The organism is Stenotrophomonas maltophilia group sp. SKK55 (genome assembly GCF_057179845.1).
In genome coordinates this window covers 152,497-166,473 of the sequence record NZ_JBXUHP010000005.1, presented here as the reverse complement: position 1 = coordinate 166,473, position 13,977 = coordinate 152,497, and the positions used below count along the sequence as shown (strand labels likewise).

General features: G+C 67.2%; 15 protein-coding genes. 3 read left to right on the top strand and 12 right to left on the bottom strand.

The genetic code is table 11. From position 1 onward, the window contains the following. Positions 1-57: 57 nt before the first annotated feature. Complete coding sequence (gene fis / locus AC2A1N_RS03770) at positions 58-333, top strand: DNA-binding transcriptional regulator Fis (protein WP_005419706.1); 276 nt, start codon at positions 58-60, stop codon at positions 331-333. 95 nt (positions 334-428) lie between these two features. Here the strand turns inward: fis and AC2A1N_RS03765 are convergent, their stop codons facing one another. Genes AC2A1N_RS03765 through AC2A1N_RS03740 form a run of 6 tightly spaced genes read right to left on the bottom strand, consistent with a single transcriptional unit; the run spans position 429 to position 6,229 of the window. Then, entirely contained in the window at positions 429-1,424 is a 996-nt protein-coding gene (locus AC2A1N_RS03765; RefSeq protein ID WP_061478167.1) for a phosphatidate cytidylyltransferase, read from the bottom strand. Further along, positions 1,421-2,050: a lysophospholipid acyltransferase family protein gene (locus AC2A1N_RS03760; protein WP_005419712.1), complete on the bottom strand. Its 630-nt coding sequence runs from the start codon at positions 2,048-2,050 to the stop codon at positions 1,421-1,423. Before AC2A1N_RS03760 ends, AC2A1N_RS03765 begins: the two co-directional genes overlap by 4 nt. A gap of 13 nt (positions 2,051-2,063) precedes the next feature. After that, positions 2,064-2,501 (bottom strand): hypothetical protein, encoded by a 438-nt coding sequence (locus tag AC2A1N_RS03755; RefSeq protein ID WP_061478168.1) that lies wholly within the window; start codon positions 2,499-2,501, stop codon positions 2,064-2,066. Continuing rightward, complete coding sequence (locus AC2A1N_RS03750; protein WP_061478169.1) at positions 2,498-3,826, bottom strand: phosphatase PAP2/dual specificity phosphatase family protein; 1,329 nt, start codon at positions 3,824-3,826, stop codon at positions 2,498-2,500. Before AC2A1N_RS03750 ends, AC2A1N_RS03755 begins: the two co-directional genes overlap by 4 nt. Continuing rightward, entirely contained in the window at positions 3,826-5,577 is a 1,752-nt protein-coding gene (locus AC2A1N_RS03745) for a bifunctional alpha/beta hydrolase/class I SAM-dependent methyltransferase (protein ID WP_061478170.1), read from the bottom strand. The genes AC2A1N_RS03750 and AC2A1N_RS03745 overlap by 1 nt, the downstream gene beginning before the upstream one ends. 34 nt (positions 5,578-5,611) lie before the next feature. Next, positions 5,612-6,229, bottom strand: coding sequence for a CDP-alcohol phosphatidyltransferase family protein (locus AC2A1N_RS03740; protein ID WP_061478171.1), 618 nt, complete (start codon positions 6,227-6,229; stop codon positions 5,612-5,614). Positions 6,230-6,434: 205 nt separating this feature from the next. Here AC2A1N_RS03740 and purH point away from each other — a divergent pair, with 205 nt between their 5' ends. Together purH and purD are read left to right on the top strand one after the other, a co-directional pair. Further along, on the top strand, positions 6,435-8,018 hold the full coding sequence (gene purH, locus AC2A1N_RS03735; RefSeq protein ID WP_061478172.1) for a bifunctional phosphoribosylaminoimidazolecarboxamide formyltransferase/IMP cyclohydrolase: 1,584 nt from the start codon (positions 6,435-6,437) through the stop codon (positions 8,016-8,018). Between the two features lie 61 nt (positions 8,019-8,079). Beyond that, positions 8,080-9,363, top strand: coding sequence for a phosphoribosylamine--glycine ligase (purD, locus tag AC2A1N_RS03730; RefSeq protein ID WP_061478173.1), 1,284 nt, complete (start codon positions 8,080-8,082; stop codon positions 9,361-9,363). Between the two features lie 76 nt (positions 9,364-9,439). Here purD and AC2A1N_RS03725 read toward each other — a convergent pair whose 3' ends face one another. From AC2A1N_RS03725 to ftsX, 6 genes are all read right to left on the bottom strand, one after another. After that, entirely contained in the window at positions 9,440-9,772 is a 333-nt protein-coding gene (locus tag AC2A1N_RS03725; protein ID WP_019338970.1) for a helix-turn-helix domain-containing protein, read from the bottom strand. Continuing rightward, positions 9,756-10,175, bottom strand: a complete 420-nt coding sequence (locus AC2A1N_RS03720; RefSeq protein ID WP_241776734.1) for a type II toxin-antitoxin system RelE/ParE family toxin — start codon at positions 10,173-10,175, stop codon at positions 9,756-9,758. Before AC2A1N_RS03720 ends, AC2A1N_RS03725 begins: the two co-directional genes overlap by 17 nt. Positions 10,176-10,314: 139 nt before the next feature. Then, positions 10,315-11,190, bottom strand: coding sequence for an RNA polymerase sigma factor RpoH (gene rpoH, locus AC2A1N_RS03715; protein ID WP_005411269.1), 876 nt, complete (start codon positions 11,188-11,190; stop codon positions 10,315-10,317). A 278-nt stretch (positions 11,191-11,468) separates the two neighbouring features. After that, positions 11,469-12,182 carry a uracil-DNA glycosylase gene (ung, locus tag AC2A1N_RS03710; RefSeq protein ID WP_005419723.1) on the bottom strand — a complete coding sequence of 238 codons (714 nt, stop codon included), beginning with the start codon at positions 12,180-12,182 and terminating at the stop codon, positions 11,469-11,471. Beyond that, positions 12,179-13,021, bottom strand: a complete 843-nt coding sequence (locus AC2A1N_RS03705; RefSeq protein ID WP_005411271.1) for a response regulator — start codon at positions 13,019-13,021, stop codon at positions 12,179-12,181. Before AC2A1N_RS03705 ends, ung begins: the two co-directional genes overlap by 4 nt. A 7-nt stretch (positions 13,022-13,028) precedes the next feature. Next, positions 13,029-13,976 carry a permease-like cell division protein FtsX gene (ftsX, locus tag AC2A1N_RS03700; RefSeq protein WP_061478174.1) on the bottom strand — a complete coding sequence of 316 codons (948 nt, stop codon included), beginning with the start codon at positions 13,974-13,976 and terminating at the stop codon, positions 13,029-13,031. Position 13,977: the final 1 nt, after the last annotated feature.

The window sequence follows — 13,977 nt, the reverse complement described above, 5'->3', positions numbered from 1 at the left end:
ACCACCTCGTCCGGCCGCGCGCTCCGCGCGCACGGGCCAACCGAATCGGGAACCCCCTTGAACGCTGTCCTCTCTCGTCCTGACAACAGTCGTGGCGCTCCCCGGCCACCGCTGCGTGAACACGTCGCCCAGTCCGTGCGCCGCTACCTGCGTGACCTTGATGGCTGCGACGCGGACGATGTCTACGAGATCGTGCTGCGCGAGATGGAAATCCCGCTGTTCGTGGAAGTGCTCAACCACTGCGAAGGCAACCAGAGCCGCGCCGCAGCGATGCTGGGCATCCACCGCGCCACCCTGCGCAAGAAGCTGAAGGAATACGGCATCAGCGCGTAAGCGCGCGTGGGTAGTGCCGGCCGCTGGCCGGCAACCCCATGAACGATGGCAGGACCGGTAGATCCACGCCATGCGTGGATCGAAGCCCGGCAGAATCAGCCGCCTCCGCCCGCCTTCCAGTAGTACCTCACCACATGGAAGAACACGGGCGCGGCGAAGCACACCGAATCCAGCCGGTCGAGCATGCCGCCATGGCCCTCGATCATGTGGCCCCAGTCCTTGATGCCACGGTCGCGCTTGATCGCCGACATCACCAGGCCGCCCCAGAACCCCATCAGGTTGATCAGCAGCGACAGGCCGAACGCCTGCAGCGGCGTGAACGGGGTGATCCACCACAGCGCCGCTCCCAGCGCGCTGGCACTCAGCACGCCGCCCACGAAGCCCTCCACCGTCTTCGACGGCGACAGCTTCGGGGCGATCAGGTGCCGGCCCAGCAGCTTGCCCCAGATGTACTGCAGCACATCCGAGGACTGCACCACGATCACCAGGAAGGCAAACAGCAGCACGTTGCGCGCCGGGTCATGCCCGGGCACATGCAGGTTGAGCAGCAGCGGCACATGCGAAATGCAGAACACGCAGATCATCAGCCCCCACTGCACCTTCGCCGTCCGCTCCAGGTAGTGCGTGGTGTCACCACCGATGGTCGACAGGATCGGCAGGAACAGGAACGCATAGACCGGGATCAGCAGCGTGTACATGCCGTACCAGTCGATCCACACCAGGTAGTACTGCCACGGCAGCACGATGTAGAACGCGGCCAGCAGCGCGTAGTAGTCGCCCGAGCGGGTCGGTGCCAGAGTGATGAACTCGCGCAGCGCGAACAGCGAGATGATCGCAAACAGTACGATCACCCCGGCGCGACCGAAGAACAGCGCCAGCCCGACCACGATCGCCATCACCCACCAGGCGCGGATGCGCGACACCAGGTTGGCGATCACCGCACTGGGCTGCCCACGCTGCCGCCAGCGCAGGGTCTCGGCCACCAGCGTGGCCAGCACCAGCACCGCGCCGACGCCGGCAAACAGCAGGCCGGTCTGCTGGCCCACGCTGCGCGCGGCCAGGTCGCCGGACACGTCCATCAGATAGCTCATGCGCGCCCTCCATTCGGCGCCAGGTCCAGCAGCGCCTGCCGGCTGCGGGCCAGGAATGCGGCCTTGTCCTCGTCGGCCTGCAGCCGCAGCGGCGTGCCGAACGTAGCCGTGCACAGCAGCGGCAGCGGCAGGAACCGGCCCTTCGGCATCACCCGCTTCAGGTTGTCGATCCACACCGGCACGAACTCCAGCTCCGGCCGTTGCCGCGCCAGGTGGTAGATGCCGCTCTTGAACGGCAGCAGCGGCTCATCGCCCACATTGCGCGTGCCTTCCGGGAACAGGATCAGCGAGCACTCTTCGTCCACCGCATCGCGCAGCACCTGCAACGGGTCCTGCTGGCGATGCCCGGCCTCACGCTCTACCAGTACACCATTGAACACCGCATCGATCAGGTAGCGGCGCAGGCCGTCGCGCTGCCAGTATTCGGCGGCGGCCACCGGGCGTACCTGTCGCCGCAGCGCGGGCGGCATCGACGACCAGATCAGCACGAAGTCACCATGGCTGGCGTGGTTGCCGTAGTACACGCGGCGCTCGCTGGACGGCGCACAGCCGATCCACAGCGCACGGGCGCCGGTCACCACGTGGATCGCGCCACTGCAGGCGCGTGCAATCAGTTCGGCGAACATCGGCCCCTCCCGTTCACGTCTGCGGCCACACTAAGGCCAGCACCAGTAGTGCGGCCTGCACTGCTGTCAGCAGGTACTGGCGCAGCAGCAGCCGGCGCATGCCGGCCCAACGCACGTCCCAGCCGCGCAGCGGCGCATCGGCCGGTGTGCGGCGCAGGCCACTGTCCTGCAGCAGCTGGTCGGTACGGCGTGCAGCGGCTTCGCCGTCCAGGCCTTCATCGCGCAACAGCTGCAGCAGGCTCGCGTCCAGCCCGACCCGCCATGCATGGTAGGCCTGCATGAGCCCAGCGCCCACACTGAGCAGCAACAGCCCGGCGGCGATCATCGCCAGCCCCGGTTCGATGCCCAGCAGCAGCAGCGCCACCAGCAGCAGCCCCAGTGACAGCAGCGCGGGCCAGCGTCCCTGGCGCAGCAGCAGCTGCATGGTCGCCAGATCGGGAACGGCACTCATGCGCGTCCTCCAGCCGCTGCGGTGATGGCTTGCAGATGCTCCGGGCCCAGCACGATGCCGGGGCGTGCCGCACGCACGATGGCGACCGCCGCCTCGACTTCCGCGGCACGGCCCGTGCGCAGCAGCCACGTCGCCACGCTGGCGGCACTGCGTGAGTAACCCAATGCGCAGCACACCAGCAGCGGCCCCTGTACCCGCAGCCGTTCGATGGCCTCGGCCGCCTCGCGCAACTGGTGCGGCGTGGGCACCACCAGATCCAGCATCGGCACGCTGGCATACGCCGCGCCCGGCGCGCGGCAGGACAGCTCGGCGCAGGCATCGACCACGCCCACCAAAGGTGCCGGCAATACCGTGCAGGGAATCCGGCCCAGCCACACGCCGTCCAGCACCGGCACCGGTTGCGGCGCACGCCGTGTCCACAGCCGCGAGTTGATCCAGGCGGCGCCCAGGTACGGTGCCAGCAGCCAGCGTGCCGCCATGGTCAGGCGACCATCGGCGCGCTTCTGGAACACCGCCGTACCCAGACCGGCATAGGCCAGCGCCACCAGCAGCAGCGACACCACCGGCCACAGCAACCACAACGCCGTACCCCGCAGCAGGACCACCGGCACCAGCAGCACAGCGGCCCCCAGCAGGTACAGCGCAGCCAATCGCCACCGCTTGGCATGCCGCGCGATGCGCCAGGCCCGCAGCGGTGGCGTGCCCTGCTCCGGCCACAACCACACGCACAGCCAGCCGGCCAGCAGGCCGGTCGGGATGTCGATGAAATGATGCTGGAACGTGGTCAGCACCGAGACACCGATCAGCAGCGCCCACACATGCAGTACCCAGCGCCAGGCACCGTGCAGGTACTGCGCGAACTTCACCCACAGCACGATCAGCAGCACGATGTGCAGCGATGGCGCCTGGTTGAACGGCTTGTCGAAACCCAGCAGCACATCGAACAGCCAGCCGAACACGCCGCCGATCTCCGGCCGCTCGAAACTGAAGCGCAGCGGCCACAGCAGGAAACAGGTCACCGCGATCAGCTGTGCACTGAACAGCCGCAATGCGTGCCGGTCCAGTTCGAGGCGCTGCCGGCACAGGAAGAACGAGATTGCGTAGAACAGGTCGATCGACCAGTACGGCACGATCGTCCATGGCACGAACGGAATCTGCGTTTCCCAGCCGAACGCCATCACCGGCAGTTCGGCGTGGCGGCCGGCCATCCAGTTGGCGAAGCCGTAGCTGGCAAAGAAGAACGGGCCCAGCAGGGCCAGCCACAGCAGCGCGCGCCGCCAGGGGCGCCCCGCCGTGGCAAGCGGAGTTGCAGCCAGCGTCGCCATCACGCGGTCCGGCGTGCCAGCGACACAGTGAAGATGCCGAAGTCATCGATGCGCTGCGCCACTTTCTCGAACCCGGCCAGGCGCACCAGTTCATCCATTTCCTGCTGGGTGCGGCGGCGCATCACCCACGCAGCGCCACCACGATGACTGGTCAGCGCGCGGGCGATGAACTCCAGCTGCGGGTGCCAGGGCTGGCCGGTGTAGGCCAGGTAGCCACCCATCGGCACCGTTGCGGCGATGCCCTGCAGCGAGCGCAGCACGGCGTCGTTGTCGGGGAACAGTTCGTACAGCCCCGATACCACCGCCAGTGTCGGCGCCGGGTCGACCTGCGCCAGCTGCACCGGATCGAACGCATCGCCCTGCTCGAAACGGGCGATGTCGGACGCACCGAGGCGCTCGATCAACGCCTGGCCCTGGGTCACGTTCAGACCGCTGAAGTCGCGCAGCACGATGCGCTCGGCGCGTTGCTCGCCCTGGCCCAGCGCTTCCAGTACATAACGGCCATGGCCAGCGGCCACGTCCAGCACGCGCACCGGCGTGCCCTGCCCGCGCAGGCGCTGGGCGGCATCGCGCAGCAGTTCCTGCAGGTGCCGACCGCGAATGCGGATGCCGCGCCAGCCGATCGCATCCAGGTAGTTGCGGTCGACCAGGCGACCCAACGGGCCCTTGCCACGTGCTTCGTCGCGATAGATGTAGTCCAGCGTGCTGCCCGAATCGAAACCGGTCTGCAGGCCCAGCGCGATGCCTTCGGACAACGTGCCACCGAAACGCAGGCCGCCACGCACCACGCGCCAGCGCAGGTCGGCCAGGCTGTTGCGTTCCGGTGGCCAGGCCAGGATCTCCGATTCCTCGAAGGTCGGCCCATGGCGGTGCGCATCGCGGCGCGACAGCTCGCGCAACGGCTCGGCGAAACGCGCCTGGATGAAGCTGCGGATGCGCGCCAGTGCCGGTGCCCGATCACGCTCGCCCAGCGTGTCGTGGAAGAAGCCTGGCAGATGCACGCGCTCCTTGATCGGGCTGGACAGGCGCTCGTAGAAGCGGTCCTGCGGGCCACGGTGCACGACGAAGTCCGAGCCGGACACCAGCAGCTGCACCGGCGCGCTGATCGCCTGCGCATCGGCGACGATGCGATCGGCCGCCTCGTACAGGCCCAGCAGCACCCGCACCGAGATTGGCCGGGTGATCAGCGGATCGGTGCGGTAGCTTTCCACCCGCGCCGGATCGTGGGTCAGCCATTGCGGCTTGACGTAACTGTTGACGAAGAAGTTGCCGCGCAGCTTCTGCATCAAGGCCAGGCCCGGGCGTGCGAACGGCACGTACAGCTTCACCTTGAACGCCGGCGAGGCCATCACCAGCGCGCGCAGGCGTGGCGCGTAGTCGTGCACCCAGGTGGCGGCGACCACGGCACCCACGCTCTGCGCGATCACCACGATGTCTTCCACCGCGATCCCATGCTCGGCGCCGATGTGGGCGATGAAGCTGTCCAGGTCGCGCACCAGCGCCGGAAAGCCCGGTGCATCGCCACGCGCGCCCGGCGAACGGCCATTGCCGCGCGCATCCCAGGCGAAGAAGGCGGTGTCAGGCAGGTCCAGCTCATCGACCAGATGGGTAACACGCCCGGAGTGCTCGTGCCCGCGGTGCAGCAGCACGATGGCCCGGGTGGCCGGGGTGGCGGTGGTGCCGGCCCAGTACCGGTAGAACAGCGGTACCTGGTCGAAGCTGTGGAATTCCCGTTCCTGCGCCTGACGCATGCAATCTCCTGATTGTCTTTTTGTATCTGCTTGATTAATTCGGCGAAACCGCCGCTTCCCGCAGTCCGCGACGGACCCGGTTGATCATCGTCAGCACGCACAACACTGCCATGGCTGCAGCCACGCCGCTGACCGTCAGTGCACCGCCCCAGCCGAAGGCCAGCAGCAAGCCCAGCGCACCGATCACGAAGGCGCGGTCGCTCTTGCCCATCGGGCCGTCATAGCGGCGGCTGGCGCCGACCATCAGCCCCAGCACGCCGGCGTATTCGCTCAGCGCCGCGGTCCAGGCCAGCAGCCACAGCGGCTCCGGGCGCACGCCCGGCACGCTGAGCAGGCTCAGGTACAGCGCCGCATCGGCGATCACATCGCACAATTCGTTCAGATAGGCACCCAGCCGCGACTGCTGGCCGAATTCGCGGGCCAGCATGCCGTCCACGGCGTTGAGCGCCATGCGCAGCAGCATCCACAGCGGCAGCAGCAGGTACAGCCATGGCTGGGCCGGTGCGCAGCACCAGACGGCGCCGGCCACCAGCAGCGAGACCACGGCAGCGGCCACTGTCACCGCATTGGCGGTGATCCCCATGCGGTACAGGCCGCGTACGGCCGGACGCAGGAGGTCCTGAAAACGTCCTTTCAATGCATAGATCGACACGATCCGAACCCGCTGATCCTTGGCAGTTCCCGCACAGCCTACCCGATTGGGGCCGCGCGCCCCATCGAATTGATTGCGGCCCCCCGGCCAGACGGTGCTGAAGGCGGCCACAGGCCATCGGTGCGGGTTGATTACCACCACCAGCGCCCGCCACCGGCCCCCACCGCCTACAATATCGGCCCCGCTCCGCTGCCGATTCCGTCCCATGACTGCTGATCTGTTGCCCGTCCGCCGGGCCCTCCTCTCCGTTTCCGACAAGACCGGTCTGGTCGAGCTGGCCACTGCGCTGGCGGCACGCGGCGTGGAGCTGCTGTCCACCGGCGGCACCGCCAAGGCGATCCGCGAGGCGGGCCTGGCCGTGAAGGACGTGGCCGAGGTCACCGGTTTCCCGGAAATGATGGACGGCCGGGTCAAGACCCTGCACCCGATGGTGCACGGCGGCCTGCTGGGCCGCTCCGGCCTGGATGACGCGGTGATGGCCGAGCACGGCATCGGCGCCATCGACCTGCTGGTGCTGAACCTGTACCCGTTCGAATCGGTCACCGCCAAGGCCGACTGCACCCTGGCCGACGCGGTCGAAAACATCGACATCGGCGGCCCGGCCATGCTGCGTTCGGCGGCCAAGAACTTCGCCCGCGTGGCAGTGGCCACCGACCCGTCGCAGTACCCCGAGCTGCTGGCCTCGCTGGAGGCCAACAACGGCCAGCTGACGGCTGCCACCCGCTTCGCATTCTCGGTGGCCGCGTTCAACCGCGTCGCCCAGTACGATGCGGCGATCAGCAACTACCTGTCGGCGGTCACCGCCACCGACGCCGCCGTGCCGGCCCGTGCCGAATACCCGGCGCAGATGAACTCCACCTTCGTGAAGGTGATGGACCTGCGCTACGGCGAGAACCCGCACCAGAGCGGCGCGTTCTACCGCGACCTGCACCCGGTGCCGGGCACGCTGGCCACCTTCCAGCAGCTGCAGGGCAAGGAGCTGAGCTACAACAACCTGGCCGATGCCGATGCGGCGTGGGAATGCGTGCGCCAGTTCGATGCGCCGGCCTGCGTCATCGTCAAGCACGCCAACCCGTGCGGCGTGGCCGTCGGTGCCGGCAACGGCGATGCCTACGAGCTGGCCTACGCCACCGACCCGACCAGCGCGTTCGGCGGCATCATCGCCTTCAACACGCCGCTGGACGCCGCCACCGCCAAGGTGATCCTGGACCGCCAGTTCGTGGAAGTGCTGATTGCCCCGGACTACGAGCCGGCCGCGCTGGAGTACGCGCAGAAGAAGGCCAACGTACGCGTGCTGCGCATCCCGCATGGCGACGGCCTGAACAACTTCGACAGCAAGCGCGTCGGCTCGGGCCTGCTGCTGCAGTCGTCGGACAACCGCGGCATGACCCGCGACGAGCTGAAGGTGGTCAGCAAGCTGGCGCCGACCGACAAGCAGTTCACCGACCTGCTGTTTGCCTGGAAGGTGGCCAAGTTCGTGAAGTCCAACGCGATCGTCTATGCCAAGGACAACCGCACCATCGGTGTCGGCGCCGGCCAGATGAGCCGCGTGTACTCGGCCCGCATCGCCGGCATCAAGGCCGCCGATGCGAACCTGGTGGTCGAGGGTTCGGTGATGGCCTCCGATGCGTTCTTCCCGTTCCGCGACGGCATCGATGCCGCCGCTGCCGCCGGCATCAAGGCGGTCATCCAGCCGGGTGGTTCGATGCGCGATGCCGAAGTGATCGCCGCCGCCGACGAACATGGCCTGGCCATGGTGTTCACCGGCGTGCGCCACTTCCGCCACTGATCCGCATCACCAAGCCGGGCCCTGCCCGGCTTTTCTTTTCCGTATCCGAGAACCCTGTCCCATGAAGATCCTCGTCATCGGCTCCGGCGGCCGCGAACACGCCCTGGCATGGAAGCTGGCCCAGTCCTCCCGTGTCACCGACGTGATCGTGGCGCCCGGCAACGCCGGTACCGCCAGCGAAGACAAGTGCCGCAACGTGGCGGTGAAGGTGACCGATATCGACGGCCTGCTGGCGCTGGCCCAGGCTGAAGGCGTGGCGTTGACCGTGGTCGGCCCGGAAGTACCGCTGGTGGCCGGCGTGGTCGACCGCTTCCGCGCCGCCGGCCTGCGCATCTTCGGGCCAACCGCCGCCGCCGCGCAGCTGGAAGGCAGCAAGGCCTACGCCAAGGATTTCCTGGCCCGCCACAACATCCCCACCGCGTTCTATGCCGTGCACACCGACGTGGACGCTGCCCTGGCCTACATCTGCGAGAAGGGCGCACCGATCGTGGTCAAGGCCGATGGCCTGGCCGCCGGCAAGGGCGTGATCGTCGCAACGACGTTGGCCGAGGCCGAAGACGCGGTGCGTGACATGCTCTCCGGCAACGCGTTCGGCGATGCCGGCGCCCGCGTGGTGATCGAGGAATTCCTCGATGGCGAGGAAGCCAGCTTCATTTCGATGGTGGACGGCGTGCATGCGCTGCCGATGGCCACCTCGCAGGACCACAAGCGCGTCGGCGACGGCGACACCGGCCCCAACACGGGTGGCATGGGCGCGTACTCGCCGGCGCCGGTAGTGACGCCGGAGGTGCATGCACGCGTGATGCGCGAAGTGGTGAACCCGACCGTGCAGGGCATGATCGCCGACGGCATCCCGTTCACCGGTTTCCTCTACGCGGGCCTGATGATCGACGCCAGCGGCGCGCCGAAGGTGATCGAATTCAACGTGCGCTTCGGCGACCCGGAAACCCAGCCGGTGATGTTGCGCCTGCAGTCCGATCTGGTCGAACTGGTCGAAGCGGCCATCGACGGCCGGCTGGAACAGGTGCAGGCGCACTGGGACCCGCGCCCGTCGCTGGGCGTAGTGATGGCCGCCCGGCCGTACCCGGAATCGCCGATCACCGGTGATGTGATTTCCGGCCTGGGCGACGTGCCGGCCAGCGCCAAGGTGTTCCATGCCGGCACGGCATTGGACGCGCAGGGCCAGGTGGTCAGCGCCGGCGGCCGCGTGCTGTGCGTGGCGGCGCTGGGTGACAGCGTGCGCGACGCGCAGGCCAACGCCTATGCCGGCGTGGCCAAGGTGACCTGGGCCAACGAATTCCACCGCAACGACATCGGCTGGCGCGCGATCGCACGCGAGGGGTGAGGCTCCCCCGCTCCCATGCATGGCGCGGATTGAATACCACGGTAAAGCAAAGGCCCGGCATTGCCGGGCCTTTGCTCTACAGGACTGCTTCGAGACCCTTCCGATCAATCAGGTTAAGCAACTTCAGTGACGGTCCGCTGGGTTTCTTTTCGCCCTGCTCCCAGCTGCGTACGGTGGAAACGCTGGTATTGAGAACCCCCGCAAAGACCGGCTGACTGAGCTGCAGTGACGTACGCAGGGCACGGATCTGGGCACTGCTGTACTCAGGGACCGGCTCAAGGCAAAGTGCTTCGTAGCTGCTCAACCGACGTTTATCGATGAAGCCATGCGCGTGCAGACTCACAGCAGCATCATGCACCGCTTCAAGAAGCGCACTTTTCGCGCGCCGTCGCTCAGGGGTCTTCGTCATGGCCGATCTCCTGTAGATCCCCGTACTCCACGGCGCGATTCAGCTGCGCCGTACTCATTCTCAGGAACTCCGATGCGTACAACTGCAGCGCATCCCGTTCCGCATTCGTGATCGCAGCACGTTCATTCTTCTCGTAGCCGGAAAGGAAGAACCAATGCCCGCCTCGCTGTGTGGCGACGATGATTCGAACGCTCCCACGCTTTCCTCGCCCCGGCAACGGAACGCGCTTCTTGAAGATTCCGCCGCCAAGATCAGCATCCACCAGACCCGCTTCCATTTCACGTACCGACCGGTACAGCGCAGCGTCGGACAGGTGGTCCTGCGCATACTGCGATTGAAACTTCGTGTGCGGAAGACGCGTGGCATGATCATACCGTGCCACTGCGTGGTACGGCGTGAACATCAGCATCCAGCACATGGCCCGGTCGGCACAATCACCGCTCTGGCGTCAGAGTAGAGCCACGCCATGCGTGGCTAAGCCCCACAAACGAAAAAGGCCCGGCAGTGCCCGGGCCTTTTCATTGCTTCAACGCCATCCCGCCTTACGCGGTGAAGAGCGCCTTCATCTTCTTCAGCGCGTTCGCCTCGACCTGGCGGATGCGCTCGGCGGACACGCCATACTCGTCGGCCAGCTCCTGCAGCGTCACCTTGCTGTCGGCATCCAGCCAGCGACGACGGATGATGTCGCGCGAACGCGCATCCAGTTCGGCCAGGCCTTCGCGCAGCAGCTGCATCTGGTTGTCTTCGCTGTCCTCGCGCTCGTAGGCCATCGACGGGTCTTCGTCATCGGCAACCAGGAACGCAGCCGGCGACGGCGGAGCGTGCTCGTTGTCCTCGTCGGTCGGCGCATCGAAACCGATATCGCGACCGGACAGGCGCGACTCCATTTCCATGACCTCGCGCTCGGACACGTTCAGGTCCTTGGCCACCGCGCTCACTTCCGCCGCGTTCATCCAGCCCAGGCGCGTCTTCGACTTGCGCAGGTTGAAGAACAGCTTGCGCTGCGCCTTGGTGGTGGCGACCTTCACGATGCGCCAGTTCTTCAGGATGAACTCGTGCATTTCGGCACGGATCCAGTGCACGGCGAAGGAGACCAGGCGCACGCCCATGTCCGGGTCGAAGCGCTTGACCGCCTTCATCAGGCCGATGTTGCCTTCCTGGATCAGGTCGCCCAGCGCGAGGCCGTAGCCGTTGTAGCCGCGGGCCACGTGCACCACGAAGCGCAGGTGCGAATGCACCAGCTCGCGGGCGGCGTCCAGATCGTTGCCGTCGCGGAAGCGACGGGCCAGGTCCTGTTCGTCATCGACCGACAGCACCGGGATCTGGTGCACGGCACCGATGTAGGCGTCCAGCGAACCGAGCGCACTGGGAATCGGGAGATTGTTTGCCACAAGGGCAGTAGAGGTGTTCTGGCTCATAGGCACCCATCTTAGCAGTCCGGGATTTGGACTGCTAAAGGAGGAAAAAGTTCCAGCATCCTATTGATGCAACACTGGTCCCAAACAGAGCCCTACCGTAGCGCGATTTGATGACAGTGGCGAGCACGCTTTTCGGGATTCACAATCCCTTGGAATTCAAGCAATTACCGGGCGGAAACCGGCCGATTTCAGTCAAGCGGAGCTGAACGGGCCGTTCTGAAGGCCCATTCAGCGCCGAAGACGTTGCCCAGTGTTCAGGCCCGGCAGCCCGCCGGTGCTCAAAGCGCCGAACGCGGCGGCAGCGACCAGTCGATCGGGGCCTGGCCGCGACGCTGCAGGTACTCGTTGGCCATCGAGAAATGCCGGCAGCCGAGGAAGCCACGATGGGCCGACAGCGGCGACGGGTGCGGCGATTTCAGCACGCGATGGCGTCGGGTGTCGATGACCTTGCCCTTCTGCTGCGCATAGGCGCCCCACAGCATGAACACCAGGCCTTCGCGTTCGCGGTTGAGCACGTCCACCACGTGATCGGTGAAGCCCTCCCAGCCACGTCCCTGGTGGGCACCAGCCTTGCCCTCTTCCACCGTCAGCACGGCATTGAGCAGCAGCACCCCACGTTGCGCCCACGGAATCAGGCAGCCGTGGTCCGGGCGCGGGATGCCGAGATCGCTCTCGATCTCCTTGTAGATGTTCAGCAGCGACGGCGGCACCGGCACGCCCGGCGGCACCGAGAAACTCAGGCCATGCGCCTGGCCGCGGCCGTGGTACGGGTCCTGCCCGAGGATCACCACCTTCACCTGCTCGAACGGCGTGGCGTCGAACGCGGCGAAGATCTGCGGGCCGGGCGGGAACACCGCCGCGCCACTGGCCTTGCGCTGGCGCAGGAAGCTGGACAGCTCGCGCATCTGCGGCTGCAGCAGGTAATCGCCGACATGCTGCTTCCAGCTCGGTTCCAGCTGGATCGTCGGGGTGTCGGCTACTTCATCCATCATCGGATCAGGGGTCCATCGTTCAATCGCGCGAGGCGCAGCTGGAACAGCACCTTGGTGACCAGCAGCCGCTCTTCGATCGGCTTGAGCACCAGGTCATTGGCACCGGACTGCAGCAGCCCGGTCTGGTTGTGCGGGTTGCCGTCACCGGTCATCACCAGCACCGGCAGGCGGCGCTTGCCGTAACCGAAGTCCACGCGCACGCGCTGCACCACGTCGCGCCCGCTCAGTTCGCCCTTCAGGGTGACATCGGTCAGCACCAGGTCGATGCGGTGGCGGCTGCGGCCCAGCGACTCGGCAGTGAGCAGGGTGAATGCCTCTTCGGCGCTGACCACGTGCAGTACGTTCAACTGCTGCCGCTCAAGCATGCGCTTGGTGGCCTCGGCCACCACCCGGCTGTCCTCGATGTAGAGGATGGTGGCGCCGGGGATGGTCTGCGGCTGCACATAGCCACGGATGAAGGTCGCCAGTGCCTCATGGCCCAGCGCCTTGTCGAAATAGTCGGTGACGTACTCGGTGAAGCGACGCTGCTCCAGGTGCTGCTGGGCATCGCCGGACACAACGATCACCGGCACATAGGCCTGGCCGGCGGCTTCGCGCACCATCCGCGCCAGCGCCAGGCCGTCGCCATCGCGCAGGGTCAGCGAGGTCGTCACCAGGTCCACCGGGCCCTGCGCCAGCGCCTGCTGCGCATCCTCGATGCTGTCGCAGCCGATCACCTCCACGCCCGGCAGGTCACGCTGCAGGACATCGGCGATCAGCTTGCGGACCAGCTTCGAACCATCGACCACCATCACCCGCGTCGCGGGCCCTTCAAGGTGCTTCAGCGCTTGCGGTTGCATGCCGGTCTCAGGTGTCGGTCGGACGGGTCTGGCGGAGGAAGTGGCCGGTCACCAGCCAGGCGCCCAGCCAGCCCAGCAGCAGCGTGCCGACCAGGACCAGGCCGCCGTGCAGCAGGTCCAGGCCATGCAGCACGAACGGGCTGCCGTAGCTGCGCGAGAGTTCGGCCAGCGGCACGCGCAGGGCGGCACCGGCGGCGCCGATCAGGGCCAGCGCTACCGCGCCGGCGCCCAGCCCGTACCACGCGCCCAGGTACAGGAACGGGCGGCGGATGAAGCCATCGCTCGCGCCGAGCAGCTGCAGCACGCCGATCTCTTCGCGACGGGCCTGGATATCAAGGCGCACGGTGTTGCCGACCACCAGCGCGGCACCCACGCCGAGCAGCACCGACAGCACCTGCACCAGACGTGCACCGAACGCCAGCCAGGCGTCCAGGCGCTGGCGCCACAGCGCATCGTGCTGCACCAGATCGGCCTCGGGCAGGCTTTCCAGCGCGCGTGCCAGGCGTGCGTCATCCTTGCCCTGGCCCGGGGTGATCACCAGCAGCGAGGGCAACGGATTGTCGTTGAGCGCATCGATCGCCTCACCGAGGCCGGCATCGCGCAGTTCCTGCAGGCCCTGCTCGGGTGTGCGCACATTCACCTCGGCCACGTCATCGCGGTCGCGCAGCTGGCCGGCCAGGCGAAGCGCACCGGGACCATCGACGTTGCCCTTCAGGAACACGTTGATGTCGCGCGACTGCTGCACGCTGCCGGCGAACTGCTTGAGGTTGTCCAGCGCGATCGACAGCCCCAGCGGCAACGCCAGCGCCAGCGCCATGACCATCACGGTCAGCAGGGTCGCCCACGGCTTGCGGCAGGCGCGGCCCAGGCTGAACACCACGCTGTGCACGTGGTGCTGGAACCAGACGCCCACGCGCGACGGGGCGGCGGCTTCGCTGTTTTCGTTCTTCGCCATC